General features: G+C 42.0%; 24 protein-coding genes and 1 other RNA gene. 13 read left to right on the top strand and 12 right to left on the bottom strand.

Features of this window, described 5'->3' with window-relative positions; translation table 11 throughout:
* Positions 1 to 232 precede the first annotated feature (232 nt).
* Positions 233 to 829: a hypothetical protein gene (locus AB4351_RS07280; RefSeq protein WP_372125498.1), complete on the bottom strand. Its 597-nt coding sequence runs from the start codon at positions 827 to 829 to the stop codon at positions 233 to 235.
* 124 nt (positions 830 to 953) lie between these two features.
* On the opposite strand from AB4351_RS07280, the gene AB4351_RS07285 reads away from it, so the two are divergent.
* Both AB4351_RS07285 and AB4351_RS07290 read left to right on the top strand, forming a co-directional pair.
* Positions 954 to 2,459, top strand: coding sequence for a hypothetical protein (locus tag AB4351_RS07285; protein WP_372125501.1), 1,506 nt, complete (start codon positions 954 to 956; stop codon positions 2,457 to 2,459).
* 308 nt (positions 2,460 to 2,767) lie between these two features.
* The gene (locus tag AB4351_RS07290; RefSeq protein WP_371707811.1) at positions 2,768 to 3,403 is read left to right on the top strand and encodes an inovirus Gp2 family protein; all 636 of its coding nucleotides are present in this window, start codon (positions 2,768 to 2,770) and stop codon (positions 3,401 to 3,403) included.
* Between the two features lie 43 nt (positions 3,404 to 3,446).
* Here AB4351_RS07290 and AB4351_RS07295 read toward each other — a convergent pair whose 3' ends face one another.
* The 7 genes from AB4351_RS07295 to radC form a co-directional block, all read right to left on the bottom strand.
* The gene (locus tag AB4351_RS07295) at positions 3,447 to 4,793 is read right to left on the bottom strand and encodes a hypothetical protein (protein ID WP_372125503.1); all 1,347 of its coding nucleotides are present in this window, start codon (positions 4,791 to 4,793) and stop codon (positions 3,447 to 3,449) included.
* Positions 4,780 to 5,523: a hypothetical protein gene (locus AB4351_RS07300; RefSeq protein WP_372125504.1), complete on the bottom strand. Its 744-nt coding sequence runs from the start codon at positions 5,521 to 5,523 to the stop codon at positions 4,780 to 4,782. The genes AB4351_RS07295 and AB4351_RS07300 overlap by 14 nt, the downstream gene beginning before the upstream one ends.
* A 107-nt stretch (positions 5,524 to 5,630) precedes the next feature.
* A complete protein-coding gene (locus AB4351_RS07305; RefSeq protein WP_372125506.1) occupies positions 5,631 to 5,966 on the bottom strand; it encodes a hypothetical protein in 336 nt (111 codons plus the stop codon).
* Between the two features lie 148 nt (positions 5,967 to 6,114).
* On the bottom strand, positions 6,115 to 6,366 hold the full coding sequence (locus AB4351_RS07310) for a hypothetical protein (RefSeq protein ID WP_372125508.1): 252 nt from the start codon (positions 6,364 to 6,366) through the stop codon (positions 6,115 to 6,117).
* 176 nt (positions 6,367 to 6,542) lie between these two features.
* On the bottom strand, positions 6,543 to 6,983 hold the full coding sequence (locus tag AB4351_RS07315; protein WP_372125510.1) for a DUF2787 domain-containing protein: 441 nt from the start codon (positions 6,981 to 6,983) through the stop codon (positions 6,543 to 6,545).
* 49 nt (positions 6,984 to 7,032) lie between these two features.
* Positions 7,033 to 7,461: a DUF2787 domain-containing protein gene (locus tag AB4351_RS07320; RefSeq protein WP_372125512.1), complete on the bottom strand. Its 429-nt coding sequence runs from the start codon at positions 7,459 to 7,461 to the stop codon at positions 7,033 to 7,035.
* Positions 7,458 to 7,928 carry a DNA repair protein RadC gene (gene radC / locus AB4351_RS07325; protein ID WP_009846898.1) on the bottom strand — a complete coding sequence of 157 codons (471 nt, stop codon included), beginning with the start codon at positions 7,926 to 7,928 and terminating at the stop codon, positions 7,458 to 7,460. The genes AB4351_RS07320 and radC overlap by 4 nt, the downstream gene beginning before the upstream one ends.
* Before the next feature lie 148 nt (positions 7,929 to 8,076).
* Between radC and AB4351_RS07330 the strand changes: the two genes are divergently transcribed.
* From AB4351_RS07330 to AB4351_RS07370, 9 genes are all read left to right on the top strand, one after another.
* Positions 8,077 to 8,262, top strand: coding sequence for an AlpA family transcriptional regulator (locus AB4351_RS07330; RefSeq protein WP_065103595.1), 186 nt, complete (start codon positions 8,077 to 8,079; stop codon positions 8,260 to 8,262).
* A gap of 75 nt (positions 8,263 to 8,337) precedes the next feature.
* A complete protein-coding gene (locus AB4351_RS07335) occupies positions 8,338 to 8,778 on the top strand; it encodes an RNase H family protein (protein ID WP_372125513.1) in 441 nt (146 codons plus the stop codon).
* A gap of 221 nt (positions 8,779 to 8,999) precedes the next feature.
* Positions 9,000 to 12,503: a type I restriction-modification system endonuclease gene (hsdR, locus tag AB4351_RS07340; RefSeq protein WP_372125515.1), complete on the top strand. Its 3,504-nt coding sequence runs from the start codon at positions 9,000 to 9,002 to the stop codon at positions 12,501 to 12,503.
* Positions 12,504 to 12,683: 180 nt separating this feature from the next.
* Entirely contained in the window at positions 12,684 to 14,258 is a 1,575-nt protein-coding gene (locus tag AB4351_RS07345) for an N-6 DNA methylase (RefSeq protein WP_372125517.1), read from the top strand.
* The gene (locus AB4351_RS07350) at positions 14,258 to 15,616 is read left to right on the top strand and encodes a restriction endonuclease subunit S (protein WP_372125519.1); all 1,359 of its coding nucleotides are present in this window, start codon (positions 14,258 to 14,260) and stop codon (positions 15,614 to 15,616) included. The genes AB4351_RS07345 and AB4351_RS07350 overlap by 1 nt, the downstream gene beginning before the upstream one ends.
* Positions 15,617 to 15,681: 65 nt before the next feature.
* On the top strand, positions 15,682 to 17,319 hold the full coding sequence (locus AB4351_RS07355; protein WP_372125521.1) for an RNA-directed DNA polymerase: 1,638 nt from the start codon (positions 15,682 to 15,684) through the stop codon (positions 17,317 to 17,319).
* Between the two features lie 26 nt (positions 17,320 to 17,345).
* Positions 17,346 to 18,053 (top strand): hypothetical protein, encoded by a 708-nt coding sequence (locus tag AB4351_RS07360; protein WP_372125523.1) that lies wholly within the window; start codon positions 17,346 to 17,348, stop codon positions 18,051 to 18,053.
* Between the two features lie 173 nt (positions 18,054 to 18,226).
* On the top strand, positions 18,227 to 18,694 hold the full coding sequence (locus AB4351_RS07365) for a Panacea domain-containing protein (protein WP_372125525.1): 468 nt from the start codon (positions 18,227 to 18,229) through the stop codon (positions 18,692 to 18,694).
* On the top strand, positions 18,691 to 19,896 hold the full coding sequence (locus AB4351_RS07370) for a RelA/SpoT domain-containing protein (RefSeq protein ID WP_372125527.1): 1,206 nt from the start codon (positions 18,691 to 18,693) through the stop codon (positions 19,894 to 19,896). The genes AB4351_RS07365 and AB4351_RS07370 overlap by 4 nt, the downstream gene beginning before the upstream one ends.
* 17 nt (positions 19,897 to 19,913) lie before the next feature.
* On the opposite strand, the gene AB4351_RS07375 is transcribed toward AB4351_RS07370, so the two are convergent.
* From AB4351_RS07375 to smpB, 3 genes are all read right to left on the bottom strand, one after another.
* Positions 19,914 to 21,158, bottom strand: coding sequence for an integrase domain-containing protein (locus AB4351_RS07375; RefSeq protein ID WP_372125529.1), 1,245 nt, complete (start codon positions 21,156 to 21,158; stop codon positions 19,914 to 19,916).
* A 165-nt stretch (positions 21,159 to 21,323) separates the two neighbouring features.
* Positions 21,324 to 21,690: a transfer-messenger RNA gene (gene ssrA / locus AB4351_RS07380) on the bottom strand.
* 66 nt (positions 21,691 to 21,756) lie between these two features.
* A complete protein-coding gene (smpB, locus tag AB4351_RS07385; RefSeq protein WP_004735156.1) occupies positions 21,757 to 22,242 on the bottom strand; it encodes an SsrA-binding protein SmpB in 486 nt (161 codons plus the stop codon).
* 119 nt (positions 22,243 to 22,361) lie between these two features.
* Between smpB and AB4351_RS07390 the strand changes: the two genes are divergently transcribed.
* Together AB4351_RS07390 and AB4351_RS07395 are read left to right on the top strand one after the other, a co-directional pair.
* The gene (locus AB4351_RS07390) at positions 22,362 to 22,790 is read left to right on the top strand and encodes an SRPBCC family protein (RefSeq protein WP_017069540.1); all 429 of its coding nucleotides are present in this window, start codon (positions 22,362 to 22,364) and stop codon (positions 22,788 to 22,790) included.
* 3 nt (positions 22,791 to 22,793) lie between these two features.
* Positions 22,794 to 23,105 carry an RnfH family protein gene (locus tag AB4351_RS07395; RefSeq protein WP_004735158.1) on the top strand — a complete coding sequence of 104 codons (312 nt, stop codon included), beginning with the start codon at positions 22,794 to 22,796 and terminating at the stop codon, positions 23,103 to 23,105.
* A gap of 200 nt (positions 23,106 to 23,305) precedes the next feature.
* Here AB4351_RS07395 and bamE read toward each other — a convergent pair whose 3' ends face one another.
* The gene (gene bamE, locus AB4351_RS07400) at positions 23,306 to 23,665 is read right to left on the bottom strand and encodes an outer membrane protein assembly factor BamE (protein WP_010438918.1); all 360 of its coding nucleotides are present in this window, start codon (positions 23,663 to 23,665) and stop codon (positions 23,306 to 23,308) included.
* Between the last annotated feature and the right edge of the window lies 1 nt (position 23,666).

Below are 23,666 nucleotides of genomic sequence, written 5' to 3' on the forward strand. Positions count from 1 at the left end.
GGCACCCATACAAAAACAGCGCTATCCCAAAAGGCGCTAACCTATTGAAATAACGCTGTTTCCAAACGTTTGGTGGGCTGGCGTAAGTTGAATTAATGTCACAAGGTTATGATATTACGTATTATTTTTGCGTTTAATTTTTGTCGGTGTACCTTGTGGTGTACCTATGGATATTTTTATCTTTAATTACAGCAAAAGATCAGTTTAGTAGTAACGATAAACACAAGCAGTTTTAGTTCTCTTTGCTACTTGGCTTACAACCCCCCAGCTTAGCTAGTTCTAGCTTTAACAGCCTATTTTCTGATTTTAAGTTATTAACCTCTTCCGTAAGACTACTGTGATTAAGTATCTCACTTAAAAAGTCAAACTTCTTATTGAACTCATTTGCATTGGGTTGACGTCTTAGTATCTTCTTTAAAGATTTCTGTATTTTGAACAGTTCATGGGCGTTTATTAATAGTTCCTTCACTAGTTCTGTTTTGGTAATGCCATTAATTTCAGATAAAAAGGTTAACGATTTTTTTGCCTCAGAGCTTAATGATAGGGTTACTTTGCTTTTCGAATTTTTGTGACTAGACCAAGCACTTCTTAGGAGGTTTATTCTATGTTTATCTTTACTGGTAATGCTTCCTTTACTTGCCCAATTCTTCAAAAACTTTTCACAAAATATAGCGTTACTGCTACTGATTAGGCCAATGTTTTGCTCTTCTTTATATACATATTTGCAGATCCATTCTCGACTATCTGCATAAGCTCTGAACCAATCTGCTAAATGTTCATCATCAGGGTTAAGCCATTTCATTCTCTCTTCAATAGTTTTTTCACTCATGAGTTTATGTCCAAATGTGACTATGACATTTGACTGTATCAATTTAAAACCGTATTTTAAAGTTGTTTTATTATTGTTTGTTTTATAAGATTTTGATTTTTAAATAGGGTATGTGTAGTGAATTATGAAGTTGATTAGTGAGTTGTTGAGCCAAGATCTTGAACTTTCACCTGAGTGTCGATTTCTATCTCTTGCTTTACATTTAGATTTAATAAGAACACCAAATTTAGTGGTGGATATATCTGCCTCTCGTTTGAAAAATGACTTTGGTGTTTCTCATAAAACAACGCAAACGGTCATTGAGCTTTTTAAAGAAAAAGGTCGGGGGAGTGTTGGTTCATCTATTAAGAGAGAAAGGCAGTTCACATTCAAGCTGGATTATCTTGAAAGGTTTTCGGTAGATAATACATGCTTTAGGAATAAAATAATGAATGAGCTGTTTTCCTTAGATACACGACTGAAAATCGAAAAATTTAAAGACTCAGAAGGAGGTTTTAAGCTGAGAAACTCCAATTTGCTCTTGATAGTCATTTTTGTAATGCATTCTAATGAAGTCGGTTTTGTTAGAAACCTGACAAATAAAAGAATTAGGGAGTTGATGGGGGGGATTTCTGAGAGTCGCTTAAAGTCACAGTTAGAGGCCTTGTTTAAAGTTGGTTTTATAAAGGCAATTGGAAGAGGCGGATCTTTTCGTTCTTACTTTGGTAAAATGAGCAATAGATACTTTATCGAGTTACATAATCTACCTTTTGGTCGTACACACAATCCTTTGAGCAAAGACGCGACTTTAATAAATAACGTAGAGTCTCTTACCTATGAGATACCTGAAAAATTCTTAACGTTTAAGTTTGAAAGTGAATTAGAGTTACTCGAAATCGATTTTGATTTTGAGTTTCCTTTTAAAATGGCTTTTTTGTTTGGTGCGTTAAAATTATCTCAAAGGAATGAAAAGCGTATTCTTGATTTCTCGGTAGCTCAATTGGACCCAAAAGCATTCAACGGTGTTTCACAGTTTCATTTGCCGATCATGGGGCAATTAGAGCGTGTAGTGGTTTTCATTATGGAAAACTATTGGAATCAAGTTCAGTCACTTAATCATGAGACTTTTGATAAAACGTCATTGGAAGCGGTATCGAAGGCCATTTGGGATGATGGGTGTTTTCAAAAGAACATTGATAATGGAACAATGTTTTCCGAGAAGTATCTAAGCGAGAAAGAAGATAAATTAGAGGAGTTAGAATCTGAAAGAGTGTTTTTAGGACGAGTGATTTTATATCTATCCTTAAATTTATCGTTTTCATTACAGAAGGTATTGCGTAAAAAATGCTTGGTTACAAATGGACTTAGAAATATCAATGTGATTTTGCATGACTTGAAGTCATATCATTCTGATAAACTTGGTCTCTACTTTCCGTCTTTCGGGTTGTCATGCGGTTTTTATTTTGATTCTAAATTTTTCTTTGTACATTTGAAGCCCGAAACTAAGACAAAGGCCCAATATTTGTCAGAGCTTGATGCTCAAGTAAAGTCTGGCGAAAGTACTGATTACCATTCGTTAAAAAAAGAAATAGTCTTCCCAAAGACAGTAAAATATGAGCTTAGAGTTCAGTCTTACCCATTATCTAAGTAGCAATCCTAGAGAGGTGGGGATGTAGCCGCTACGTAACTTAATTTCAGAGTAACTTCAAATGCTGGAATTTCGAGTTTATTACCCGGAATTGATTGAGCTGTAACGTTGACATCATGTATTTTGGGTTAAAACCAGAATGGAATGATTCGTCCGGAGCATGTTCAGATATCGTTATTGCGGTATGGTAATATTACGTATATGCCATTCATCAACTTACCCTTACCAAACCCAATTCAATAAAGATACTCACCTCATTAAATAACCACTCCCAATCATCCTATACCAGAGACATTCACCCCAAAGGTATAATGATGAGAAAACTTAAAACAACGACCAATGATACATTCAATGGATTGCCAATCTTAAAGCTAAAAGGTGGTTTAGTTCTTAGCTACCTTGATAAGCTGTATGACACGATTGATAAAGCCGTCACACAACACCCTCGTACGACAGCCATTAGAGTAGACCTACGTTTAGCTAAGTCTTTATTGTTCGATGACACTGGAGTCATCAAGAACTTTATTGCTTCGCTGGATGCTCAGATTCAAGCTGACCTCAGTCGAAAAAAAAGTAGAGGTCAGACTGCTCGTAGTTGTAAGGTTCGATATGCTTGGTGTAAAGAAAGAAGCACGTCATTGAGTCACCATTACCACCTTGTCTTGTTATTGAACAAAGACGTGTACCATTCTCTTGGAAGGTTTGATCAAAAAGGCAATTTATCAGACATGATAAAGAAGGCGTGGTGTCGAGCGTTGGATATCAAAGCCAATGAAGGTGATACCTTAGTCCACTTCCCAGACAACCCTACCTATTGGTTAGAGCAAAACTCAGATAAATTTGACCAACAGGTGGGTAGCCTGTTTAAACGAGTCAGCTATTTAGCTAAGGTTGAGACCAAGCACTACGGCGATAGATCACGAAGTTTTGGGTGCTCTCGAACCTAAAAAAAGAGGGCAGAATATCGCCCTCATTAATCCTTCTAAATAATTAGTTTTGAGTGACGGTTTGCATCTTAATAGCCGTTATTGAACTCACTTCTTTTTCCACTGTAGTACCAGCGTCAAAGTTGATGTAGTACTCGGTAAAGGTCCCACTTGGATATTGATAGAACATCAGTTCATTATCGCTGACGACGGCCATTCGTTCATTGGCATCGAGTTTAGTACCACTAGAAGCATCGAGTGTCGTTGTAGCGGGTTGGTTAAGTTCAGCCTTATTGACATCAAAACGCATGAAACTAGGTAATGCACTATTATCATCGGCACTTGAGTACATGCAGTACAGTGAGGTTTGGCCTGCATTGGCTACGTGGCCACTATGCGCTTTAGAGGGTTCGAGTTGTGTAATGGTTTTGGTTGTATCATCGAACTGATACACAGAGCAATCTGAATGCATTTTATAATCACTACGGACCACACTCATGGAGGACGGTCTGTACCCATTGGTGGTCCATAGAGCATCAGTTTGGTCTAAGGTAGCGCCATTCAACGTAAGCTCGATCAGTGCATCATCGGAATCTCGAATTGCATAAAGTTTATCTGCGTATAGAAATGGAACAGACAACAGTGACGTATCGTAACTAAAGTTGTGCTCGGTACCGTCTGGTTCTAGCCACGTTAAGCTATCACCACTCCAAGGAACGGTGACAATATCACCTGTTGATAAAATGACGTTGTTTCTGAAGTAATCATCAAAGACTTTAGAAATGACAAACGTACCATCAATAAGCTCTGCTTTATGCAGGCTGAGTTCATCACTGTGCCTTAAGTAAATACGTGTGCTGTCTCCGTTGTGGGAAAAGCGTGTATTGGTGACCCAAGCCTCATGCTCAGCTTCCACCTTCTTATAGATAGGAACACCGCTCTCGACCAATGGATGAAGATCACCGGTATTCTTGTCCTGTATGAGGGTGTAATTGCCTTCATACACCACGTCATCCACGGTGACGGTGACATTACTCATGTTGATTGCGGAGTAGGTGGTATTGAGGTCGACGATCATATCGATAGTCGGAGTCGCAACACTCTCATTATCATCGCCTTCAAAGCTAATCGAGCTGACTTCACCATTTTCTGAGTTCTCATAAACGTAAGCACTTTGCCCGTCATCTAAAGGCATATTGAACGCGGCTGCTCTAGAGTATGCTCGATAACCAGTTAGATCGTGAGCGCGAGGCTTAAAGGTCTGAAAACCATCATTAACAACACTCATGCTTGATATTGAGCGTGTTTGGTCGCTAGGTGGGGTACTGCTATTGGATCCCCCTCCGCAAGCTGTCAGAGCTAAAGCAATAGAGCTGACGAGAGTTGTCCTGAGTAACTTAGTATTTTTCATGATCATTCCTTGTGTGGTTAGTTAAACATTTTGGTCTTGAGTTTTCTTTAGAGGTAATGGCCTCAGATAGTAAAAATCCTTCAGGGTAGGTGAACTCGAACGTACTGACGTAAATGTCTTGAATTTGATTGAGAGGAGCCGCGCAAATACGCTTTTTGAACTGGTAGATCAATTGAAGGCAATCATTCTCTAACACCAACCCAAGTGGACAAACGTATTGAAGTACTTGTTCGTTACGTAGGTGGAGCCGAGCTTCGCGTTGGTAATAGATGGATAGACAAAGTTTGTCAAAGACAGCTACGTCATAATCGCCTTTGTGATAGGGCTGCTTACGTCGAACATGACTACGTGGCCTTAGGTTATGATTCGTTGATAGCAAGGGCATAAAAGTGCATTGCACACTTGATAGATAGCTTTCAGGAAGAACTGATTTCAAGTTCTCAAAAGCGAATTCAAGAAGCACAGATTCTTGTGGTCCCAAGGAGAATATAGGGTGGGTTCTCCTGTGATAGCTATAAGGGAGGCTTCTATCGTCTTTTTCCACATCTAGATAAGTCGTCAAGATGTTCAAGCAGCGTTGTACTGTGCGTTTCGAGCGTTCAATGCCCGTGTTTGTTAATCGTTGATGAACTTCGTTCGCTGTGATCTTTCGTTGAGTTGGGATGAGAGAGTAAACTTCAAACACCAACTCAATATGTTCGATGCGTTGCTTGTTCGGTTTAGAGGGCATGGGACCACCAAAATTTAAACGTGATCAATCGCCTCAACACATTTAAGTGATGAGCTAAAGAATCAACGTGATTAGGGATCGGCTGGTGGCCACACAGCCTGATACGATTACTTCTTGTAGTTAATGACGAGTTTGTCTGCGAAAGGGTATTTAGCTATTTCATAGTCTGGGTTTCTTGTGGCTAAATTATGCGCCGATATTGCGGCTGCTGAAGCTAGGCCAAAAATGACAGCAGGGCCGGAAGCCAAGGTGGCAGCCATCGTTGTAGAGCGACCTGCTGTGTATATTCGACAAGATAGATTTTGAGCCTCTATAAGCCGTTCAATCTTTTTCACCGTCTGAGAGAAGTTTTTTACCCGAGTTAAGGTGAACGACTCTTTTCGTTGGATTAAAGCGATGAGCTCTTCATCATTGGTATGATGCAGTACATTATTTGTGGTCATTGTTAATCCTTAGTTGGGTGTCTATGAACCATCACTGATGGCATTAGGATAAGGATGGGTGAGACAAATAACGTCTCACTCAAATAGCGGATAATGATTATGTGAAATGGGCTGTATATTTGAATTTAAATGACCTCGGGAAAGGCCATTATTTATCCTTTGCTGCTTCTAGAACTTCACTCAGTAGATAACCTCTGTTCATCAACTCAATAGTGGCTAAGAGCCGTTTCAGATGGGCGGAAGAAAGGCGTTGAACGAATTCAAACAGTTCGTGATCTGAGCTTTGCTCAACCTCTTTTTTAAAGTGCTGATACTGTTCATTAAGGTAATGACAACTCGCGAGAGCGGCTCTGATAAGCACTTTTGTGAGCTGTTCTTTCAAAGGGGAGATATTGGACATGATTGTTATCACTTATCGATAATGTCGTGATAAGTCGAGGGGAGGGAGTCAATGATGAAAAGTCATTCAGGCCTTGCTACATATAAGGTTAGCTCTCTCCGAAGTACGACTTTTGATGGCTGTAGTGGTCCGGTGCCTTTGTATCGTGACATAGACCCGGACGGGGTGTTCTCTCATTACGAAGTGATAGATATAGAGTCAAACGCTTCCATATCTATGTAGCTTAAGAAGTTATCCTGCCAAAGCTCGAACATCTCTACAGCGGAATAGTTACCCTTGATTGGGCTCCATCCCCCGAACTCTGTAAAGAACGCTTGGTCTCGAAAATCAAAGTCTAGACATCGCGCCAATTCTGGATACACATTCCCAACGTAAGCAAAATCAGTGATGTATTCGACATTCCATAGACCACTGGAGATCTTTGTCATCGCGATTTCAACAGGGTGAAATCCACCAGCCTCTGAGCTGTATGAACTATCTCGAAAGTTGAACGTCAGGTAAGTACTTTGGGCTATTGACTCACTCTGGGTTAATTGTTGTTGAAAATGGTTGTTTAACAGTGCATGAAGTTTGTCTGACACAGGTAAGCTTGATGGATGAAAGAGCAGAGTAGACATAATGATGCCTCCTTGATTTTAGGTGAACGAGTAGGGTGATTGGTTAGTCTTAGCGGACTTGAGTGAGCTGTATGTCATCGAAGACATGCTGAGTTAAATGGTCATGGAAAGCGCACATCCAGGCTTGGAACACTTTTGTTGTGACAGGGTGGCTCAGGCTCGCTGCCCCCGCATCTGGTTGATAGCACCAGTGATTAAGTAGGTGGAAATAGAGATACACATCGAGCGACTCGGTGGCTTGGTCTTGATAAGTAAAATTGGCCACGAAAACCAAATTCCAATCAGAGCGTGAATTCTCCCGCTTTAACTGAATCTCTACAGGGGCGACCCCTTCCTTTGTTTTGTAGTAGCTTGTATTTCGGCAGTTGAGTGCAATGCGTGTCGTGTCTTTAGGGATCGAGTAGCGAGCTATGGTTTGCTCTAACTGCTGGTGGAGTTTGCTATTGAGGGTGATGTCACCATAGTGTTTCTCAATCATAACCAGCCCCTCTCTGCAAACGATGTGCATTGTTCCCCGACAACAATATGATCCAGAACTCGAACATCAATGAGCGCTAAAGCGTCTTGCAATCTCGTCGTGATGCGCTTGTCTGCTTGGGACGGCTCAGGATCGCCTGATGGATGGTTATGAGCAAAGATAACCGCCGCCGCATTGGCCTTCAGAGCAGTCTTTACAACCTCCCTTGGATAGACGCTTGCCGCATCAATCGTCCCTTGAAACAACTCCTCAAACTCAATTAATCGGTGTTGGTTATCTAGCAACATGACGGCGAACACTTCGCGTTCACTGCCGCCTATCTTAAATCGTAAATAGTCTCGGGTAGCTTGTGGATTGGTAAATACATCTCCTCGTACATAACGATCTTCTAATATCTCTGCTGCCTTTTCTAGAACGCGATGTTCATGCTCTTGCTGTGAGAGTAGTGGTGGTGAAAGTGTTCTCATTTTGGTTCTCCTTTAATCAGGCTTTAGGTCATTCACTTTAATGACATATACCTCAAAAAAGTTTGAATCAGAGTCAGCCGAACCAGCCTCATTTTTTTTAACACTATCTCCTTATCCCATGAGGACCACAGGCATAGGAGAACGTCCCATGAGATTTTTAAAGCTAAAAGAAGTGATTGAGAAAACCGCATTAAGCCGCTCGGCGATATACAGAAAAATGGACGAGGGTGATTTTCCTGTATCGGTAAGCCTGGGAGATAGGGCTGTCGCTTGGGTAGAAGAAGAGGTGAATAACTGGATGGAAATGCGCTTGGCTCAAAGACCAAGCCATTAAGACTGAATCAACGCCACTGCAACAATTAAGGCATTACCAAAATGGTAGGCAAAACTCTAACAAAGGAGCAAGACCATGAATGAAGAAAACTGTGCAATTTATATCGGTATCGCAACATCAAAAGGAAACGCATCAAACCTACAGGGTGGGATTGGGATCAGTGTTTATAACTACGATGGGCAGTTAGTTGACGAAAATAATCTATTAGTCGGTGAGATTGCCGATAGTGCTGAGTTAGAGCTTATCGCATTGATAGAAGCTATAGCTTATGCCAAAGATGGAGACTGCCTGTATTCGAGTAGTGAATATTGTGTGAAAGGATTCAATGAATGGTTAGATAACTGGAAAGCAAAGGGGTGGCGAAAATCTGATAAGAAGCCAGTAGCTAACCGTCATTTATGGCAACAGGTCGATATGCATCGAGCGTGCAAGTTTGTTGAAGTAAGGCGTGCGCATAAGGTCGGGGATTTTGAACAGATGGGAAGATCGGGGGATATGGCTAGGGAAGTGCTTTGAGGTTTCTCAGCCTTCGTTCTTATCCTTTATGGATATTACTTATTTATAGAACAGTAGATCTAACGAAAGATGAGCCTTAAATACAGATACACTCCTGAGTCACAATTTGATGTTTTTTAAGCGAAATGTGAGTCTTCTCTTACGTAATAATGAAATTACGAATGGGATAAATATGAAATCATGTAAACTGCATCTAGGTTTCAGTTGGCTCAGGGACACTCATGGCTTCGTCAAACTTTGATTTTTTACAAGGGGTTAATGACACCTTGTATGCGATTGCGCTTTCTGCTGAGCGCAATTTGCACCAAGATCCTCACACTACCTTGTTTAAGGTTCGTTTACTCTCCGAAGAGATCGTTGGCTTTATCGCAGAGCTAGTTAAGCTCGCCCCGAATTTATCTACGTTTGACCAGCTAAAAGAGTTGGGAAGCCGGGGATTCTTAGATGATGAACGATTAACAATATTTCATGCACTGAGAAAGCATGGCAACAAAGCTGCTCATGGTTATTACAATAATCCGGTTGCAGCAGGTCACGCTTTAGAAATCTCTCACAAAGCTGCGACGATTTACTATCGAGTTAAGACAGGTGAAGCTAATTTTCAGCCACCAAAGTATGTTCCGCCAGTTGAAGAGCAAACAGCAGAATTGGTCGAGCAATCCAAGAAAGAGATTGCGCGGCTAAAAGAAGTAATTAAGCAGTTGGAAGCGCAGCAATCAGTTGAGCTTGCTCTACCACACCGTCAATTCAAATCTCTGGTTGGATTCAAGCAGCAGCTATCCGTATTAGAAGCCAATGATTCAATGAGTGTAGAGAAAGCCAAAGCTCGCATTCGTGAATTAGAAACCCAATTACGTGAGCGCAGCCAAGAACAACCGACCAACCTCGATGAAGCTGAAGAAGCTAAAACGCTCAAGCAGCGTGTCGAGATACTTAAAAATAGCCGCTTTGACTTAACGGAAGAGCAAACTCGATTCATTATCGATCAGCAGTTACGAGATGCTGGGTGGGAAGCTGACTCGGTTGTTCTTGATTACCGCAAAGGTGTTCGTCCTGAGAAAGGACGTAATATGGCAATTGCAGAGTGGGAAATGCAGGGACAGAAGCATCGTGCTGATTATGTCTTGTTTGTTGGCTTAATCCCCATTGCAGCAGTTGAAGCGAAAAGAAAACGCATTAACGTCTCAGGTGCAATTGCTCAAGCAGAGCGTTATAGCAGAGAGTTTGACTCCCAAAGTATCGTTGACCTTGAAGACGAGATTAAGCCTGCTTGGATAGAGGCTGGGCGCAGTGAATCGTGGCAAGGGTATGAAGGTGAGGCCAATTATAAACTACCTTTTGTCTTTGCTTGTAATGGCAAGCCTTTCTTGCGTCAAATGCAAGAGCAAAGCGGAACATGGTTCCGTGATTGTCGTTTAGCATCTAATGCAAAACGTGCCTGTCAGAGCTTTATTAGCCCCGCAGGGCTGCTGGACTTACTGCATCGAGATCACCATAAAGCACAGCAAGAGATGGTTGTTGAGCCGTTTGAGTACCTTGGGCTGAGACCATATCAGAAAAAGGCCGTTATCGCGGTAGAAGAAGCACTAGCTCAAAATAAACGTGAAAGCTTATTAGCCATGGCTACAGGTACTGGTAAAACTCGTACAATCATTGGTCTGCTTTACCGCTTCCTCAAAACGGAAAGATTTAAACGTATCTTATTTCTCGTCGACCGCTCTGCTTTAGGAGATCAAGCGACTGAAGCTTTTGATGAAACACCTTTAGAGCAAAAGCGTCGTTTGTCCAAAATCTATGACATAAAAGAAATGTCAGATAAGTTGCCAGAGGCTGAGACTCGCGTACATGTTGCGACCGTGCAGGCCATGGTGAAGCGTTTGTTTGAAGATAAAGATAGCGACAATGATAATGCGGTGATCCTACCCGTTGATCAATACGATTGTATTATCGTTGATGAAGCTCACCGTGGTTATACATTGGATCAAGAGTTGGGTGAATCTGAGTTAGTAGCGCGAGACCCTAACCTTTATCGTTCTAGTTACCGTCGTGTACTTGATTATTTTGATGCTGTAAAAATCGGTTTAACTGCCACTCCCGCAGCGCATACCGCAGAGATTTTTGGCCCCCCAGTTTACACTTATTCGTATCGTGAGGCGGTGGCTGAAGATTATCTTATCGACCATGAAACTCCTATCACCTATAAAACAAGGCTCAACCAAGCTGGTATTAAATTTAAGCAAGGTGAGCAAGTCGACGTTGTTGATACCTTATCTGGAGAAGTAAATAGTGTAGAGCTTGAGGACGAGCTAGATTTTAATGTTGAGAATTTCAACCGTACAGTGATTAACGAGAATTTTGATCGTACGGTGTGTGAAGCTCTAGCTGAGGATATCGATCCAACCAGCCAAGAGAAAACCATGATCTTCTGTGTTACAGACCAACACGCAGATAGAGTTGAACGCTTACTGGTGGAAGCCCTCCAGAATGTTCACGGTGACGATATTCCTACTCATGCCGTGCAAAAAATTACGGGTAGCACGGATAAAGTGAAGCAAGCCATTCGTAAGTTTAAAAACGAAACCTTTCCTAATGTAGCGATCACGGTCGATCTTCTTACTACAGGCATTGATGTACCTAAGATTTGTAATCTTGTCTTTATGCGCAGAGTTAAGTCGCGCATTTTGTACGAACAAATGTTAGGTCGAGCTACCCGTCGTTGTGATGAAATTGGAAAAACCGTATTTAGAATCTTTGACCCGGTTGACCTGTATGCCTCGTTAGAGCAAGTGAACACCATGAAGCCAGTGGTTAAAAGACCGAATATTACAATTGAGCAATTGATTGATGAAGTGTCTGACGAGCGTAATCTTGATTTAGCAGGTAGTGAAGAAGGACGTAGCTTTGCAGAAGATGCTCTTGATGAACTAAGCCAAAAGGTCATGCGTGTTATGCGCAAGGCGCAGACACGAGCAGAAAAAGACCCAATCCTGAAACAAGAGCTGGAGAGTATTGAACAAGAGTGGGGATGTCCTGCTGATAAAATCCACCAGCAACTGCACCAAGCTGGACCTAAGCAAGCAGCACAAATGCTAAAGCAGAACAGTAGTTTAGCTAAGCGAGTTGAGAGTGTGCGAGGGATGCTAAATAGTGGTGAGAAATACATTATTTCTGATCATGAGGATGAGTTTATCATTCGAGAGCAGAACTTTTCCGCTTACAGTAAACCAGAGGATTATCTCACCGCCTTTGAACGCTTCATTAAAGACAATCTTAATAGTAATGCCGCTCTTAATGCCGTTGTGAGTAAGCCCAAAGAGCTAACTCGTGCTCAGTTAAAAGAGATTCGTATCTTATTGGATAACCAAGATTTTAAAGAAGCCGATTTACAAAGCGCATGGAAGAAGACAACGAATCGCGATATTGCAGCGTCGATAGTGGGTCACATACGCAGGGCGGCGCTAGGTGAAGCGCTAATGCCTTATGAGCGACGTATTGATATGGCAATGGATAGTATCTATGCCATGCACTCATGGACTAAGCCTCAGCTCAAATGGTTGGATCGCATTGCTAAGCAACTTAAGAAAGAAATCGTCTTACAAACGGATGATATTAATCGAAGTTTTGCTCAAGATGGTGGCTCTATGGGGTTAGATAAGCGTTTGAACGGGCAGCTAGAGCAAGTTTTAGCTGCACTAAATGAGCACATTTGGCAGCAACAAGGTTAACAAAACCTGCATTCCGCTCTAGGGCGGTGCTGGTGGTATTGTCGTCAATCAGTACATGAACGGTCATAAGGCCAAAGCTAATTTAAAGGCTGAGTGATACACTCAGCCTAATTATTTTTATTTGTATTTTGTCAGCTCGTTTACGTAAAACAAGCTGTGTACATGCTAGGAAAAAGCAAAATGAACAACAATGAAATCGTACAAAAACTTTGGAAACTGTGTGACGTACTACGTGATGACGGTATTACTTATACTGACTATGTGACCGAATTAGTGCTGTTGTTGTTCATTAAAATGGAAACCGAACAAGCGGAAGCTGGTATCACAAAGCATGTATTGCCTGAAGGGTGTCGTTGGCAAGATATTACGACCCAGACTGGTATTAAGCAGTATGACCATTACCGTCAAATGCTGCTTGATCTAGGTAAACACCATGATCCATTGCTTGCTGCGATTTATGCAGGCGCACAAACAAGTCTTAAAGAGCCTAAGCACCTTAGTCAATTGGTGACGCGTATTGATGAACTAGATTGGTTCTCAGCGCGAGAAGACGGTCTAGGTGACTTGTATGAAGGCTTGTTAGAGAAGAATGCTAATGAAACCAAATCGGGTGCAGGTCAATATTTTACTCCACGCTCTCTAATAGACACGATTGTTAAGTTAATGAATCCGAAAGCTGGGGAAACTATTCAAGATCCCGCAGCAGGTACGGCTGGCTTCTTAATTGCTGCTCATGAGTTTATTAAAGATAAAACCGATGACCTTTATGATTTAGGTGAAAAAGAGCAAGATTTTCAAAAGCGCAAAGCTTATAACGGCATGGAGCTGGTTCCCTCTACGCGCCGCTTAGCTTTGATGAACTGTCTATTGCACGGTATTGAAGGTGAGGGCGAAGGTGCTATTCATCAAGGTAATACCCTAAGTGGCGAAGGGGCACAGCTACCGAAAGTGAACCTTATTCTTTCTAACCCTCCGTTTGGTACATCTAAAGGTGGCGGTGGTCCAACTCGTGATGATTTGACCTATGAAACCAGTAATAAGCAACTGGCGTTCTTGCAGCACATTTATCGCCACTTGAAGCCGGGTGGTCGTGCCGCTGTTGTACTCCCTGATAACGTCTTGTTTGAAGCCGGTGTGGGGCAAAAGGTTCGAGCGGACCTAATGAACAAATGTAACCTTCATACCATCCTGCGTTTACCTACTGGTATTTTTTACGCTCAAGGGGTGAAGACCAACGTACTGTTCTTCCAAAAAGGCACGCCAGAAAATGCAGACCAAGAAGAAAACTGCACGACCAGTACATGGGTGTACGACATGCGTACCAATATGAATACTTTTGGTAAACGACGTCCATTGACTGAAAAACACTTCGCTTCCTTTATTGAAGCTTATGGTAGTGATGCTAACGGTCAATCACAGCGAAGTGAAGGTGCGTGGCAACAACTTGGTGAAGTTGAGAGTGACGCTGACAATACATCGGAAAACACCCGTTGGAAAAAATTCAGTCGAGAGTATATCCGAGACACTAAAGGCGATAGCCTAGATATCTCATGGCTTAAAGACCTAGAAGCTACCAGCGCTGAAAATCTACCAGAACCAGAAGTACTAGCGGGTGAAGCGATGGCGGAGCTCACTGAAGCGATGTCTGAAATTTACCAACTGATGCAAAGCCTTGGGGCAAATGATGAAGCTGAGCAGCAGAAGCAGCTCCTTGAGCAAGCCTTTGGACTGGAAGAAAAATCGGAGATTGAATAATGGTTCAGTTACCTAAAGGGTGGGTGCGTACGGATTTGGGTAGCATTGTTGACTACGGTAAAACTATAAAAGCAGACCTCGAAAAAGTTTCGGCTGACAGCTGGGTGCTAGAGTTGGAGGATATCGAAAAAAACTCATCTAAGTTACTTAAACGCTGTTCATTTGATGAGAGGCACCCCAAAAGCTCCAAAAATAGTTTTGATAAAGGTGATGTTCTCTACGGTAAGTTACGCCCGTATTTGAATAAGATGTTAATTGCACCCGAAGATGGAATATGTACTACGGAAATAGTACCCCTCAAAACAAATTCAGAACTATTTGAGAGTCGCTTCCTCTTTTACTGGTTGAAAGGTAGGCAGTTTGGAGACTATGTTAATGCGGTAAGCTATGGCGTTAATATGCCACGGTTAGGAACCAAAGATGGCAAAAAAGCTCCTATGGTTGTAGCCCCACTCCTAGAGCAAAAACGCATTGTAGAAAAACTCGATGAAGCATTGGCACAGGTCGACACCATCAAAGCGCGTTTAGATAGTATCCCTGATTTACTCAAACGCTTCCGCCAATCGGTACTGGCTTCAGCGGTATCGGGTAAGTTGGGTAATAAACAGGAAGTAGCTCCCAAGCTAGTTGAGCTGTCTAAAACAGGTGTCGAGGTAAAGACGGGACCTTTTGGTAGTGCTTTGCATAAGTCTGACTACATAGAAGGTGGGATATCAGTTATAAACCCAATGCACATAAATGACGGAGCGATACAACCAGCAAGTCAAATGTCCATAACGAAGGCGAAATTCGATTCCCTTAGCGCGTGGCATTTAAAGAATAGTGATGTAGTTGTTGGTCGAAGAGGTGAGATGGGGAGGGCTGCTGTGATCCGAACTGTTGAAGAGAATCCATTACTTTGTGGTACAGGCTCTATGATTTTGCGTGGTAATGAGAGATTGCTTTCAGACTATCTTTGCTACGCTATTCGTTCTCCTTTGGCTGTGAGTTACTTCAACAATGCGTCGGTTGGATCAACCATGGTTAACTTGAATCAAAAAGTGATTAAAAGCTTAGAGATTTATGTCCCCTCAATTAAAGAACAAAAAGAAATCGTCCGCCTAGTTGACCAATACTTCGCATTTGCTGAAACAATCGAAGCGCAGGTGAAAAAAGCCCAAGCAAAGGTGGATAATCTTACGCAAAGTATTCTAGCCAAAGCCTTTCGTGGTGAGCTAGTGCCGCAAGATCCAAACGATGAACCCGCCGACAAGCTACTAGAGCGTATCGCTAAGGCCCGCGAGGAAGCTGAAGCGTTAGCCAAAGCAGCTAAGAAAGCGGAAGCTGCCAAAAAACGCGCAGCGAAAGCAACAAAGTAACTTTTTATTGAGTACGGCTTTATGCGTACTCTTTTTTTTATCAAATAACAAGAATAGGTAGTGAAATGTCAAAAGAAGTGACTTTAGAGCATTTTGCCAAGGCTGCTAGAGAAGTTGGTGCTCACGGAGACAACGATACTCTCCCTTTTGATCTTGATAACAGGTTTATCTCTGATTGCCATGCCGATATTGCGAAGGTTGCTTACGATCTTTTCCAAACCTTAGACAAGGGTGGAAAAAAGAGCGCTAGGCAGACAATTGACTCTCTTTCCATTTTTCATGAGCGACTTCTTGTACCAAGTGGGACAAGTGGCTTTCGGATCACAACTAAAATACACCCGTTTTGGAATGTATACATAAATGGTCTTGCAATTGCTATTTCTGAAAAGCTAGCTCCTCTTAGACATGATGGAGCGCATTCATATCGACACTCAGATGAAGATAGTCGATTGTTTTTGCAAGAGCATTCTTGGTATTCCTACAAGTCAACAACGCTTGAGGAGCCTTTGTTAGCCGATGATAAGTCAGTTGTCGTTCAAACCGATGTATCGGGGTTCTATGAACATATTTATCACCATCGCTTGGAAAACCTGATAAGTGATCTCTTCTCTGAGCACTCTACTGTTTCTGCTCAGCTAGACAGAATACTTAACCAAATGAGCTCAGGAAGGTCATTTGGGCTTCCTGTCGGAGGACAGTGCTCACGTGTGTTAGCTGAAGTTTTAATGCATGCAATTGATGAACTACTTGCATCATCAGGTATAGCTTGGCACCGTTATGTTGATGATTATACTTTGATCGCTAGCAGCCAATCTGATGCTTACAAAGCCTTATCTTCATTATCTAGATACCTTGCAGATTACGGTTTGTCCCTTAACCGTACTAAAACGACTTTTTTAAGTGCATTACACTATAAGAACTTTGTTACAGCTCAGCTTAGCTCTGATGATGAGGAGGCTGGGAAGCTTAAAGAAATTGATTTGTATTTTGACCCTTACACTGATGACCCTCACGCAGAATATGAAGAGTTACAGCAGGCGGTAAATGAGATTGATGTAGTAAACCTATTACAAGCAGAGACGTTTAAGAGTCAGCCTGATTCATACTTAGTCGCTCAAATAAGTCGAACTTTGGAATTTCAAAGCCCACAAGCAGCAGCTCAGCTTTGTCAGACCTTATTGAAACCTAAAAACTTGAATGCATTTAGAGCATCATGGTCGAAAATTATGAGGGGTATCTCAAAGATACGGTCGGACGAGCGCTTTAGTTCGATTCATGCAGCAATAGACTCTAGCTTGGATCGTGTTATCGATAGCTGTGAGCACTTATTGCTACCAGAGGCTAATTGTTTACATTTCATGCGGGCTATTAGGTTTAAAGAAACGAAAACACGAGCTGTTTTTGTTCAGGAACGATTTAACAATTCAGAGTTTGTCACAGTTAAGCGGGCTAGTGTTGATTGTTGGCGACATTGGAAAAGCAGGTCGCGGTTTTTATCAGCGAGTAACAGATACGATGCTAGCCATGAAGAGTTGCAACGAATGTTCTGGCTGGCGTCATACAAATTTGGGGATGAGGGAAATCACTTTAGAGGCAGGGTGAAGAAAAAAATCGAACACTCTTGGGCTCTAGGGTTTGAGAGTAAAGAATCAAATTCATTCGCTGAACTTTACAAGGGGTGGTCTGCATCATGCGATTCTTAAGACTGCCATTCACAGATCCCCGAACTGTGGCTAGAGACATTCCCGGCATTTCCGAGATTCTATTTCCGGGGTTGGTCCCCGGTATAGTTGCGGGGCTAAATCAAACATGGTTGAAACTTGAGGATATAGAAGCAGTTTCAGAGGTCGAACTCAGCAAGATGAGTTTAAGTCCGGCTATGCTTTATGAGATAGCCTGTGCTAGAGCCGAGTTTTTACTCCGAGGAGAGGAGTTGATTGAGGGGGATTATCTAGATGTGGCCTTAAAAAGGCAGTCTCGCTTTTTTGATGCTCAAACACCTAGTCAGTTAACTGATAAAGACAGAGGGTTAATTCAATTAGTTGCAAGTAATTTAGTGTTGGGACTGGGTGAGCTGGCAAAGGGAAAAGAGATCACCATTTCCCCATCTATTGCTGGACTGGAGTGGATATCTTCTAGCCAAGGAGACTTTTGTTTTGGCGATTGCTTGGTGGAAGTGAAATGTACGAGCAAGAATTTTTCAGCGGGTGATTACCGCCAAACCCTTCTGTACTGGCTGCTTAACTTCACATATTCATTGTCTAATCCAGAGATTCTGCCTTGGAAATTCGGTATTATTTTTAATCCAAGGAAAAATAAATATGTACAAGTCAATTTCGAGGAGTTACATCGCTTAGTTGCTGGTGGACGGAATGTGATTGAAACAGTAGAGCTGCTTCAAAATACGATATTGTCAGCTAGAGCAAAACTTATCTAGCTATCGAACAGCAGTTAACGTAGTAACATCTTTACCTAACATGTTACTAATCTTTGCGAACGAGCATCTAACTGCGAATAAAATCACTGTCTTAAAATACAGCTATGGTTTACACTATTTTCGTTGCATCGACTGAAAAATGTAAACCTTTTAGACGAAATTGGATAAATAAAATGAAAACTTATCATACCTACAGCGCTGTAGATGTTGCATTGAGCTTGCTTAAGCATGCGAAAGAGCAAGGTAAATGTTTCTCCAATTTGCAGCTACAGAAACTAACTTATGTTTGCCATGGTCTGTCTTTGGCACATTTTCAACGCCCTCTAGTGGTTGATGACGTATTTGCATGGAAGTTTGGTCCAGTAGTGCCATCTGTGTATTTCCGTTTTAAGTCGTACGGAGCGAACGTCATTACCGAACAGGGTGATGTGGTTCTAGATGCTGAAAGCGAATCTATCGTGAAGGATGTTGTTTCTCAACTTGGTCATTTAACTGGACCACAATTGGTGGACCTAACACACCGAGATGGTAGCCCGTGGCATCAAGTATGGGATGGAACGCACCAGAAAGTGATCCCAGATCATCTAATTCAATCCCACTACGCGCAAATTAAACAATCAGGACGTACTACTAGCCTGTGAGTAATAAAGAAAAAAGTGTCGTCAGTTTCCTAATTGACGACACCCCATCTGCTGAACAAGCATCCAAAACCTTCCATGACGACTACGAGCTGAACTTTCAAGACTTCCTTGAACGTACGGTAGATGAAAGTGCAGCTGAAGATTTTTCTTATTCCAATAATGGAGTGAAAAAAGCAGGTAGAAGACTTCGTAAAAAAGAAGGTGATCTTAAGTCAGCCACCGCCACTATCCAGCAGTTCCGTGCCGCCCATGAAAAGCCTCTTAATACTATTGCCTATCTTGTTGGTCGTTGTTGTCGTGAACTCGGTATAGATGTTAAGCCAGTAACTCGATTAAAGCGCTTAGAAACTATAATTGATAAGCTTCAACGTAAATCACTTGATGGCAATACAGCGAATGCAACATGTGTAACCAACATGAATGATATTGGTGGCTGTCGAGCGATATTCCCTGATTTGATGTCGTTAGAGCAGGCAATATCTCAATTGCAAGGAACTGTAGAGAAGGTAGGGCGAGTTAGAATTAAAGATATTGATAATTACATCACTAACCCAAAGCCAAATGACTGTGGTTATAGAAGCTTACATGTGATTTATCGATATGATCATGCGAGTGGGAAGAGTTTTAACATAGAAGCTCAATTGAGAACTAGGCTTCAACACCTTTGGGCGACCACCGTTGAAATAGTGGATATCTTGGAAGGAACTAAGATAAAGACTCATTCTCATAGTGCCAATGAAGATAAAGACGACCTACAAATTAAATGGGAAGAGCTTCTCTCAATCATGAGTCGTTATATAGCTGATGCTGAAGGGGCTATAGAGTTAGGTCAAGAAGATAAAGATCAATTCTCAATCAGGCTGCGTGAGCTAAATGACGAGATTAATGCGCTAGGTAGGCTTCAAACCTTTAGAATTCTATCTGAGAAAGTTGAAGCCTGTTGCAATGATGTAACCGAACATGTTTTGTTAATGATCAATGAGAACTCATTGGAGCTTATCTTTAGTGAGGAGTTCGACAATTACAGTAAAGCCATTTCGGTTTATAACGCTGCGGAAAAGATGACCCGTAGTCATTCTGGGATAAATACCCTACTCATCTCCACTAAGAATATGGGCCAGCTATCAGAAGCTTACCCCAATTATTTAGGTGACTGTGCTTCATTTATTTTGTTACTTCAAGAAGGTATGAAGCTTAATTAACTAATCTTCTCATATGGTTATTGACCAATAATTTTAAGTTGTTTAGTTCCTGTGACTGAGAGACTGCCTTTTGAGGCTTCGTCTATATGCTCACTCCACCAACACATCATCGGCTTCCTACGTTCTAAGTAATCAGTACGGTTATAGGCACTACGAACTTGATTATCATCAACGTGCGCCAGAGCTGCCTCTATTATATCAGCTTCAAAACCTTGCTCATTAAGCGTTGTGCTAGCAAGTGAGCGTAGACCATGACTAACAAGCCTTCCTGCAAATCCCATGCGTTTAAGCGCCATATTAGCCGTTTGGCTATTACATGGTTTTTTAGGGTCCCTGTCAGAAGGGAAAACGAATTCTCTATGACCACTAATTGGTTTTATTACCTCAAGTAATTCAAGCATCGATTCCGTTAACGGAATACGATGCTCTCTTCTTTTTTTCATTCGTTCAGCGGGAATGGTCCATACCTTTTCATCTATATCAATTTCGCACCAGCGAGCTCCTGAAGCTTCGCTAGGGCGAGTCATAGTATGAAGTTGCCACTCAATTAAACAACGTGTAGTGCGCTTTATGCTGGCATTCGCAATTGCCCCCATTAACTCTGGTAACTCTGCTGGTTTGAGAGCTGCCATATTCTCTTTTTTTGGTTTCTTGAAAGCGGCGCGGATACCAGTCAGAGGGTTTGCTTTTACAAGCCCACAGTTTGCAGCGTAATTCATTATCTCATTTAAACGCTGAGATAGACGCTTGACCGTTTCTAAACTTCCTTTCGCCTCAATAGGTTTGAGAAGTTCGATAATTAAGGGAGCATCGATATCTTTGACAGGGAACTTTGAGATGGATGGAAATGCATGAAGTTCAAGTGAACGCCAAATATCAACAGCATAGTCTGGAGTAACCGAATCCTTTTTTATCTCAAACCACTTATGTGCAACGTTTAAGAATGTATGTTCATGGATCGCTTTATGTTCATTGAGCTGCTGCTTTTTATGTTCTTGCGGGTCGACCCCTTGTGCGATCAGCTCTTTTGCTTCCATCGACTTTTTACGTGCATTTGCAAGAGATAGGTTAGGGTACTTGCCAAGGCTGAGGTTAGCTCGTTTTCCATTCGTTGGTCTGTAGTAGTTCAGTAACCAGTGCTTAGAACCATTAGGCTTGATTCGTAGACGTAAGCCATCACCATCGAACAGGTTGTATTCTTTATCGCTTGGTTTAGATGCTTTTATCTCTTTGTCGGATAGTCTAGTAGTTATTTTAGCCATAATAGGTACACCAAATTAGGGATCTAAAATCAGTGTACCCTGCTGTGTACCCATAATGCAAAGAAGTCATGGGACGCTATGGAACTCTGTAATACGCTAAGTTATTGATTTTACGTTGCGGTAGGCACAAAAAAAGACGTCATGGGACGTCTTTAAATGTTGAATTGGTGGAGCTGGCGGGAGTTGAACCCGCGTCCAAAAATCATTCATCATTGGTACTACATGCTTAGTCGATCTTTAATTTCACCAGCAACCTGCGAACCGACACGCTAGTTAAAGGCTAACCTGAATTATAATTCGCGCTTTTCCTCTCAGGTGGGAGAAGCCACGCTAGCTAGTTTGGGTTTGATCTCTTATTGGTCCCCGTCTTACGAGCGGAAGCTAGGGTAAGAGAGCTCTGAGCAGGTTATTAAGCTGCTAGTGCGTAGTTTTCGTCGTTTGCGACTATTTTTTTGCGGCTTTTAACGTGGCCAACCGCCCCACGGCATGCACCTCAGACTTCAAAATTCCTGTCGAATCCTAAATCAGCCCCAAGTGTTATTTGCATAGTACCAGAAAAGCTTACCCTGTCTAGCACTGTGCGTTTAAGTGCTTAAAATTAACGCAAATTACTCTTCATAATTCGTGCTTTATCTCTCGCCCAATCTTTTTCTTTCATATCAGTACGTTTATCGTGCAGCTTTTTACCTTTCGCTACGCCAACTTTAATCTTCGCCCAAGAGCGAGACCAGTAAAGTGCGGTTGCGACAAGCGTCATGCCTTCACGGTTAATACGACCGATAAGGTTGTCGAGTTCTTTTCTCGACATTAATAGTTTACGGATGCGTGTTGGGTTCGCCACGATATGAGTACTCGCTTGAGTTAGCGGAGTAATCGTCATACCACTGATGAATGCTTCGCCATCTCGGATGTATACGTAGCTTTCTGCGATATTGGTTTTGCCTTCACGTAGGGATTTTACTTCCCAGCCTTGTAGCTCAAGCCCCGCTTCTATCTCATCATCGATGAAATATTCGTGGCGAGCTTTCTTATTAAGCGCAATGGTATTACTACCGGCTTTTGATTTTGATTTATTCTTTGCCATAATGGCCTCATTATACGGAATGCGCCCTAGATGGGGAATCCTTTTTATTTGCGCTCTGGCCCAATACAATTAAAATTGCAGTTTGTGTTAATGTAACGCTGTCTTTAACAGGAGTCTATATGCCAAAGGTTACTCGTTCAGCATTAGTGTCGTTTAGTGCCGACCAGATGTTCAACTTGGTCAATGATGTTGCTCGTTATCACGAGTTTTTGCCAGGGTGTTCTGGTTCACGTGTGATCGAATCTTCAGATTCAACTATGGTGGCTTCGGTTGATGTCTCTAAAGCTGGTATCAGCAAAACATTTACCACATCGAACCGCTTAGCGGATGGTGCTGAGATCTTGATGGAGCTGGTAGATGGCCCGTTTAAGAAGCTGGAGGGGGGCTGGTATTTCACTCCTCTAGACGACCAAGCATGTAAGGTTGAACTTAAACTAGAGTTTGAATTTTCTAGTCGAATGATTGAAATGGCATTTGGCAAGATTTTCAATGAACTGACAAGCAATATGGTCAGTGCATTTACTCAACGAGCGAAACAGGTTTACTAAGCCATGACTATTGAATCAGATATGATCCACGTAGAAGTTGTGTTTGCGCTTCCACATGAGCAGCGTGTATTTACCTTAGTGGTAAATAAGAACGCGACCGTTGAAGAGATTATTGCGCAGTCTGGTGTTTTGGAACTGTATCCAGAAATCGACTTAGCGAAAAATAAGGTTGGCGTGTTCAGCCGTAACGTTAAGCTAGATGCGACGGTTCGTGATAAAGACCGTATCGAAATCTACCGTGCACTGTTAGCCGATCCAAAAGAGATTCGCCGTAAGCGTGCTGAGCAAGCGAAAGCAGCAGCGGCTAAATCGTAATGCTAAACCAGTTTGACTAAGAAGAGAGCTCGCTATATTGGCGAGCTTTTTTGTACCTGTTGGTTAGACAACGCAGCTAATTTGTTAGCAGATATTAAAAAGCCTGCTCGTGTTAGCAGGCTTTTGCGATTCTTGCTTTGTCGACGGATAGTTTTGTCGACTGATAGCTTTATCGGCTAAGAGCTTTGTTGACTGGAAAGCTAGCGAAGGCTTTCGAAGAATTCATCACTGGCTTCAAAATCACCATTGATCGTCACTAAGGTGCCCGTTGCATCAAAGTTAACAACAAGATTTTTTTGAATCGAGTCTTCATGGCCTTTTGTGTGGTGGTAAATGTAGTACCACGTATCTGGGTAGCCATTTTCGATAAGCATAGGTGAGCCCATAACGTAACGAACTTGTGTTTTTGTCATGCCAAACTTGAGCTGATCGACAGCTTCCTGTTCAACATAGTTACCCTGATTGATGTCAATTCGATAAACCAACTTCTCTAATAGAGAGCAACCGGTCAACATTGTTAGTGCAAGTGGAACTGCAACTAACCACTTTTTAATTCGCATA

Source organism: Vibrio sp. 10N.261.51.F11 (genome assembly GCF_041471665.1).
Lineage (GTDB): Bacteria > Pseudomonadota > Gammaproteobacteria > Enterobacterales > Vibrionaceae > Vibrio > Vibrio crassostreae_C.

Excerpts from the sequence above, each read along its gene's own strand:
- AB4351_RS07280 (WP_372125498.1), bottom strand. The coding sequence starts at position 829 with ATGAGTGAAAAAACTATTGAAGAGAGAATGAAATGGCTTAACCCTGAT.
- AB4351_RS07285 (WP_372125501.1), top strand. The coding sequence starts at position 954 with ATGAAGTTGATTAGTGAGTTGTTGAGCCAAGATCTTGAACTTTCACCT.
- AB4351_RS07290 (WP_371707811.1), top strand. The coding sequence starts at position 2,768 with ATGATGAGAAAACTTAAAACAACGACCAATGATACATTCAATGGATTG.
- AB4351_RS07295 (WP_372125503.1), bottom strand. The coding sequence starts at position 4,793 with ATGAAAAATACTAAGTTACTCAGGACAACTCTCGTCAGCTCTATTGCT.
- AB4351_RS07300 (WP_372125504.1), bottom strand. The coding sequence starts at position 5,523 with ATGCCCTCTAAACCGAACAAGCAACGCATCGAACATATTGAGTTGGTG.
- AB4351_RS07305 (WP_372125506.1), bottom strand. The coding sequence starts at position 5,966 with ATGACCACAAATAATGTACTGCATCATACCAATGATGAAGAGCTCATC.
- AB4351_RS07310 (WP_372125508.1), bottom strand. The coding sequence starts at position 6,366 with ATGTCCAATATCTCCCCTTTGAAAGAACAGCTCACAAAAGTGCTTATC.
- AB4351_RS07315 (WP_372125510.1), bottom strand. The coding sequence starts at position 6,983 with ATGTCTACTCTGCTCTTTCATCCATCAAGCTTACCTGTGTCAGACAAA.
- AB4351_RS07320 (WP_372125512.1), bottom strand. The coding sequence starts at position 7,461 with ATGATTGAGAAACACTATGGTGACATCACCCTCAATAGCAAACTCCAC.
- radC (WP_009846898.1), bottom strand. The coding sequence starts at position 7,928 with ATGAGAACACTTTCACCACCACTACTCTCACAGCAAGAGCATGAACAT.
- AB4351_RS07330 (WP_065103595.1), top strand. The coding sequence starts at position 8,077 with ATGAGATTTTTAAAGCTAAAAGAAGTGATTGAGAAAACCGCATTAAGC.
- AB4351_RS07335 (WP_372125513.1), top strand. The coding sequence starts at position 8,338 with ATGAATGAAGAAAACTGTGCAATTTATATCGGTATCGCAACATCAAAA.
- hsdR (WP_372125515.1), top strand. The coding sequence starts at position 9,000 with ATGGCTTCGTCAAACTTTGATTTTTTACAAGGGGTTAATGACACCTTG.
- AB4351_RS07345 (WP_372125517.1), top strand. The coding sequence starts at position 12,684 with ATGAACAACAATGAAATCGTACAAAAACTTTGGAAACTGTGTGACGTA.
- AB4351_RS07350 (WP_372125519.1), top strand. The coding sequence starts at position 14,258 with ATGGTTCAGTTACCTAAAGGGTGGGTGCGTACGGATTTGGGTAGCATT.
- AB4351_RS07355 (WP_372125521.1), top strand. The coding sequence starts at position 15,682 with ATGTCAAAAGAAGTGACTTTAGAGCATTTTGCCAAGGCTGCTAGAGAA.
- AB4351_RS07365 (WP_372125525.1), top strand. The coding sequence starts at position 18,227 with ATGAAAACTTATCATACCTACAGCGCTGTAGATGTTGCATTGAGCTTG.
- AB4351_RS07375 (WP_372125529.1), bottom strand. The coding sequence starts at position 21,158 with ATGGCTAAAATAACTACTAGACTATCCGACAAAGAGATAAAAGCATCT.
- smpB (WP_004735156.1), bottom strand. The coding sequence starts at position 22,242 with ATGGCAAAGAATAAATCAAAATCAAAAGCCGGTAGTAATACCATTGCG.
- AB4351_RS07390 (WP_017069540.1), top strand. The coding sequence starts at position 22,362 with ATGCCAAAGGTTACTCGTTCAGCATTAGTGTCGTTTAGTGCCGACCAG.
- AB4351_RS07395 (WP_004735158.1), top strand. The coding sequence starts at position 22,794 with ATGACTATTGAATCAGATATGATCCACGTAGAAGTTGTGTTTGCGCTT.
- bamE (WP_010438918.1), bottom strand. The coding sequence starts at position 23,665 with ATGCGAATTAAAAAGTGGTTAGTTGCAGTTCCACTTGCACTAACAATG.